This window comes from Nocardia sp. NPDC059764 (genome assembly GCF_042732555.1).
Taxonomy (GTDB): domain Bacteria; phylum Actinomycetota; class Actinomycetes; order Mycobacteriales; family Mycobacteriaceae; genus Nocardia.
In genome coordinates, this window is the sequence record NZ_JBHWHH010000288.1 from 1 (window position 1) to 5438 (window position 5438).

5 protein-coding genes are annotated in these 5438 nt (G+C 67.3%); 3 read left to right on the forward strand and 2 right to left on the reverse strand.

Annotated features, from left to right (window positions below):
* Positions 1 to 31: 31 nt before the first annotated feature.
* Positions 32 to 529 carry a polyadenylate-specific 3'-exoribonuclease AS gene (locus tag ACFV4K_RS34500; RefSeq protein ID WP_379280510.1) on the reverse strand — a complete coding sequence of 166 codons (498 nt, stop codon included), beginning with the start codon at positions 527 to 529 and terminating at the stop codon, positions 32 to 34.
* Between the two features lie 376 nt (positions 530 to 905).
* Between ACFV4K_RS34500 and ACFV4K_RS34505 the strand changes: the two genes are divergently transcribed.
* Together ACFV4K_RS34505 and ACFV4K_RS34510 are read left to right on the forward strand one after the other, a co-directional pair.
* Positions 906 to 1118 carry an HNH endonuclease signature motif containing protein gene (locus ACFV4K_RS34505; RefSeq protein ID WP_379280512.1) on the forward strand — a complete coding sequence of 71 codons (213 nt, stop codon included), beginning with the start codon at positions 906 to 908 and terminating at the stop codon, positions 1116 to 1118.
* A gap of 169 nt (positions 1119 to 1287) precedes the next feature.
* Positions 1288 to 2676 carry a class II 3-deoxy-7-phosphoheptulonate synthase gene (locus ACFV4K_RS34510; RefSeq protein ID WP_357094978.1) on the forward strand — a complete coding sequence of 463 codons (1389 nt, stop codon included), beginning with the start codon at positions 1288 to 1290 and terminating at the stop codon, positions 2674 to 2676.
* A gap of 227 nt (positions 2677 to 2903) precedes the next feature.
* Here ACFV4K_RS34510 and pknB read toward each other — a convergent pair whose 3' ends face one another.
* Positions 2904 to 4931, reverse strand: a complete 2028-nt coding sequence (gene pknB, locus ACFV4K_RS34515) for a Stk1 family PASTA domain-containing Ser/Thr kinase (RefSeq protein WP_379280513.1) — start codon at positions 4929 to 4931, stop codon at positions 2904 to 2906.
* A 108-nt stretch (positions 4932 to 5039) separates the two neighbouring features.
* Between pknB and ACFV4K_RS34520 the strand changes: the two genes are divergently transcribed.
* Complete coding sequence (locus tag ACFV4K_RS34520) at positions 5040 to 5408, forward strand: Rv2175c family DNA-binding protein (protein ID WP_379280514.1); 369 nt, start codon at positions 5040 to 5042, stop codon at positions 5406 to 5408.
* The last annotated feature ends 30 nt before the right edge of the window (positions 5409 to 5438 follow it).

A 5438-nucleotide genomic window follows, 5' to 3' on the forward strand; every position in this document is an offset into this window, starting at 1 on the left:
AGTCTCCCGGGGCCTTTCGCATGCTCGGAGCTCAGACCGCCTGCAGGCGCCGGTACGCCTCGATGGCCTCGAACTTGGCCAGGTTGTGGCGCGCGTCGGCCAGCGCGTCGTGCGCGTCCTTCGGCACCGGCGGCAGCGGCGGACGCCCGTGCTGATCCCAGTGCTGGCGCAGTTCGTTGGTGTAGCGGGGCAGCGCGTTGGGCAGGTCCACCATGGAACCCCACAGCTGGCACAGCGCCACATGGTCGTAGGCGCCGACCCAGGCCCACAGTTCGGGTTCCACGCCGGGGCGCGGGACCAGGAACTTGTAGAGGTCGTCGCGGATGCGCTGACGGGAACGCCACAGCGGCGAGGAGGTGGGCGGGAGTTTCGGCAGTACGTTTCGTCGGACGAAAGGGCCCGCTTTGTCGGCATTGAATTCGTTCGAGATTGCATAGAATTCGCGGCCATCTTCGCAGACCACCGCAATGGACACCAGGTCTATTACGACCCCATCCTCAATGAATTCGGAATCGTAAAAATACCTCAAGCGATGGTCCTTTCGAGTAACCTGAAGAGCGGTGCGTCAAATCGATCGTGGGGGTATTCAGGTGGAAACAGTTTGTGTTGTTTCCGATTGCTCTCGGACGGTGCCGGAGCGCTACTCGCGTGGCATGTGTCATCGGCATCATGTCAAGAAGCTCCAAGAGGTGTATCCGCGATGCTCGGTTGCGGGTTGCGAGCGCCCGGCCATCCTGAAGCGCGGTGTCTGTCGTCCTCATCAGACACAGATTCGCCGGTGGGGTTCGGTCGAGGCCGCGCCGGGACGAGGCGCGCCCGGACGACGTCGTAAGAGTACGCATGACGGTCGTAGTCGCATTACTTCGTTCGGTTATCGGCTGCTCCGGCTTCCGGAAGGCGGTTGGATGCTGGAGCATCGCTTGATCATGGAGCAGGTTCTCGGCGGAGAGCTGTATCAGGGTGAGAACGTGCACCATATCAATGGCGACAAGCTCGATAATAGGCCCGAGAATTTGGAACTGTGGATCACGGGTCAGCCGATCGGGCAGCGAGTCGAGGATATGCTCGATTGGGCGCGCGAAATTATCGCTCGGTATGACCCGGAAGGAGCGCGCTGACGTGGCTTTCGGCGGCAACCGCCGGAAGCCCTTCCGTTCGTCAACGCGTTTCAATCGGTCCCCTCGACTCTGTCTGGTTCTGTCGAACTGTACGGGCCGAGCGCCGGGTGAGAGGACACCAGCCCTGGGTGTGCTTCGCCTGTCCAGGAGCAATCCGTATTCTGAACACGTGAACTGGACCGTCGACGTACCGATCGATCGCCTGCCGGAACTTCCTCCGCTGCCTGACGAGCTCCGTCGGCGTCTCGACGAGGCGCTCGCCCGACCGGCCCTACAGCAGCCGTCCTGGGATCCCGAGCAGGCCGAGAAGATGCGCACCGTCCTCGAGAGCGTGCCGCCGATCTGCGTGCCCGCCGAGGTCGAGGAACTGCGCCTACGCTTAGCCGAGGTAGCGCGCGGCGAGGCCTTCCTCATGCAGGGTGGAGACTGCGCGGAGACCTTCGCCGACAACACCGAACCCCACATCCGCGGCAATATCCGCACCCTGCTGCAGATGGCGGTGGTGCTCACCTACGGCGCGAGCCTGCCCGTGGTGAAGGTGGCCCGCATCGCGGGCCAGTACGCCAAACCCCGTTCCGCCGACGTCGATTCGCTGGGCCTCAAGTCCTACCGCGGCGACATGGTGAACTCGCTGGTCGCCGACGCCGGGCTGCGCGAGCACGACCCGTCGCGCCTGGTCCGCGCCTACGCCAACGCCTCCGCGGCGATGAACCTGGTGCGTTCGCTGACCTCGGCCGGCATGGCCGACCTGCACAAGGTGCACGACTGGAACCGCGAGTTCGTGGCGCAGTCCCCGGCCGGGGCCCGCTACGAGCAGATGGCCACCGAGATCGACCGCGCGCTGGCGTTCATGAAGGCCTGCCGGGTCAACGACCCGAACCTGTCCAGCGCTCGCCTCTACGCCAGCCACGAGGCGCTGGTGCTCGACTACGAGCGGGCCATGCTGCGTCTGAGCGAGCACCCCGTCACCGGCGAGCCGGTGCTCTACGATCTGTCGGCGCACTTCCTGTGGATCGGTGAGCGGACCCGTCAGCTCGACGGCGCGCACGTCGGGTTCGCCGAGTTGATCGCCAACCCGATCGGCCTCAAGATCGGCCCGAGCACCACGCCGCAGCAGGCCGTGGAGTACGTCGAGCGCCTGGACCCCAACAACGAGCCCGGCCGCCTGACCATCGTGGCCCGCATGGGCAATCAGAAGGTCCGCGACGTGCTGCCCCCGATCATCGAGAAGGTGCAGGCCACCGGCCATCAGGTGATCTGGCAGTGCGACCCCATGCACGGCAACACCCACGAGGCGTCCACCGGCTACAAGACCCGCCACTTCGACCGCATCGTCGACGAGGTGCAGGGCTTCTTCGAGGTGCACCACGCGCTGGGCACCCACCCGGGCGGCCTGCACATCGAGCTCACCGGTGAGAACGTCACCGAATGCCTCGGCGGCGCGCAGGACATCTCGGACCTCAACCTGGAGGAGCGCTACGAGACCGCGTGCGACCCGCGCCTGAACACCCAGCAGTCCCTCGAACTGGCCTTCCTGGTCGCGGAGATGCTGCGCTAGCTGGATGCGGCTTGCAGAGATTCGAGTGCCCGGACCACGTCAGCGGTCCGGGCACTCGCGTCTGTATTGCGTTGTCCAAGGCGACTGTTGATCTCGTAGCGGTTGGGGTAACTCATCGGGTACGTCCAGAATCGGTTCGATACGAACCGAGGTCCGGACGCGAGACGGTCGGCGGCTCTCAGCCGACCGCCGCGCGGAGAGGCGGAGCGGCAGTCGCGGGGAGGCGGTTACGGTATCGCGACGATCGTTACGGTGGAGCCGGGTTCGACCGCGTCGCCGGGGGCGGTGCTCTGCGAGATGACGATCGAGCTGTCATTGTTTGCCAGCTGGCGCACGGTGACAGAGAGCCCCATCTGCTGCAGTTTGCCGCGCGCGGTGCCGACATTGGCGCCCAGCAGATTCGGCATGTCGAGGGCGCTGTTGAGGATCAGGACCACGCCGGAGCCGGATTCGGCGCTGGTGCCAGCGGCCGGATCGGTGCCGATCACCTGGCCGGACTTGATCTTCGGGTCGAACTGCTCGCGGGTGGAGCTGACGGTGAGTCCGGCCTTCTGCAGAGCGATCTTGGCCTCCTCCTGCGTCTTGCCGCGGAGGTCCGGCACCTTGACCGGCAGGGATCCCTTGCTGCGGTAGACCTTCACCTGTCCGTTGGCCGGGAGGACGGTGCCGGGCGCCGGATCCACCTTGGCGAGTGAGCCTTTCGGTGCGGAGCTGCCCACCTCGCCGGCGTCCACGGGGGTGAGCCCGGCGTCGCGGATGGCCTTGTTGACCGAGCTGACGTCCTGTCCGGCGCTGACGTCGGGAACCTTCGGCTTGCCGCTGGAGACCAGCACCGCGACCAGGGAGCCCTTGATGACGCGGGTGCCTGCGGGCGGGTCGGTGCCGACCACATTGCCGACCGGGATCATGTCGGAGGGTTTGTTGCGGGTCTCGGTCTCGAAGCCCGCGTCCTTCAGCGTGGAGACCGCGCGCTGGGTGTCCATGCCGGCGATGGTGGGCACCGGCGAATAGCGCCCGACGCCCAGCCACCAGCCGCCGATGCCCAGCAGCACCGCCAGCGCGACCACGATGCTCAGCCACACGACGACCCGGCGCCGCGACTTGCCGCGGTCCTCGATCAGATCCGAGCCGGGGTGCTGGGCGCCCGGCGGCGGGGCGTAGTCGCTCTGCCGGTACTCGGCCGGAATCTCGCGCGCCGCGGTCATGACCCGGGTGTGCTGGGGCTGCTGCGGCGGCGCGTACACGGTCGGCGGGTCGGCAGGGAGCCGTGTGGTGGCGTCGGCCTGGAACCGGGTGGTCTGGTCCGCCGCGCCCGGAATCGGCCGCGACGGGGGATGCACGGGGCCGCGCGGGGCGGGCGTGGGCCCGACCCGGTACTTGGCGCTGAGGTGCTCGGCGGATTCGGTCGGCGCGGGCACCCGGTAGTCGGGCAGCTGCAGTTCGCGGGCGATGCGGCGCAGTTCGTCGGCCATCTCGGTGGCGTTGGAGAACCGGTGCATGGGTTCGCGGGCGGTGGCGTGCGCGACCAGCTCGTCGATCTCGGCGGGCACGCCGCCGATCAGGCGGCCGGGCGCGGGCACGTCCTTCTCGACCCGCTGCAGGGCGATCGAGAGCGAGTTGTCGCCCGTGAACGGGGTTCGGCCGGTGAGCATTTCGAAGATCAGGATGCCCGCGGAGTAGACGTCGCTGCGGGCGTCGGCGCTGCCGCTGGTGACCTGCTCGGGGGAGAGGTAGGCGGCGGTGCCGAGAATGACGCTGTCGGAGGTGATCTTGGCCTCGGCGACCGCGCGCACCAGACCGAAGTCGGCGATCTTCACCTCGCCGGAGTCGGAGATGAGCACGTTCTCCGGCTTGATGTCGCGGTGCACCAGCCCGGCCGCGTGGGCCACGCCGATGGCGTAGAGCACGGGTTCGGCGACGGCGCGCACCGCGTGTGGGGGCATGGGGCCGCGTTCGCGCAGCAGTTCGCGCAGGGTTCCGCCCTCGACCAGTTCCATGATGAGGAACGGGTGCTCACCGTCCACGCCCTGGTCGTAGACCGCCACCAGGGAGGGGTGTTTGAGTTTGGCCACCGCTCTCGCCTCGAGTTCGAAGCGGGTGAGGAATTGCGGGTCGGAGGCGAACTTCGGGTCCATCACCTTGATGGCGACCGGTCGGTCCAACCGGGTGTCCACCCCCCGGAACACCATGGACATACCGCCACGCGCGATCGGCGCGTCGATGCGGTAGCGCCCTTCCAGCATCTGGCCGATCAACTGCGACCCTTCCGATTTTCGTCAATGCCGCCCAGTGCGGCTCACCCGATGGTAGCCGCGTCGGGGTGTGATGCGACTGTGGCGACGCGAGAGACTACCGTGGTCGGCGTGAGTGCCTTTCCTTGCAGCGAAGACGTCCTGCCGGATTCGGTGACCCTGATCCCGCTGCCCGACGTGGCCGAGCAGCTGGGCATGGTGGTGACCCGGGTCCATCAGATGCTGCGTGACCATCAGATCATCGCGGTCCGCCGGGACGGTATCGCCGGTGTCCCGAAGGAGTTCTTCGACTCCACCGGCGCTGTCGCCAAGCACCTGACCCCGCTGATCACGGTCATGCGTGACGGCAAGTACACCGACCAGGAAATCCTCGAGTGGATCTACACCGAGGACGAGACCCTGCCCGGCCGTCCCATCGACGCCATTCACGGGCCGCTGGCCCGCGAAGTGATCCGCCGCGCCGCCGCGGACCCCTTCTGACATAACGCCACTCCGCGCGCGGTGCTGAGG

Bases quoted from the DNA above. Each gene is read 5' to 3' on its own strand.
- ACFV4K_RS34505 (WP_379280512.1), top strand. From the start codon at position 906: ATGCTGGAGCATCGCTTGATCATGGAGCAGGTTCTCGGCGGAGAGCTG.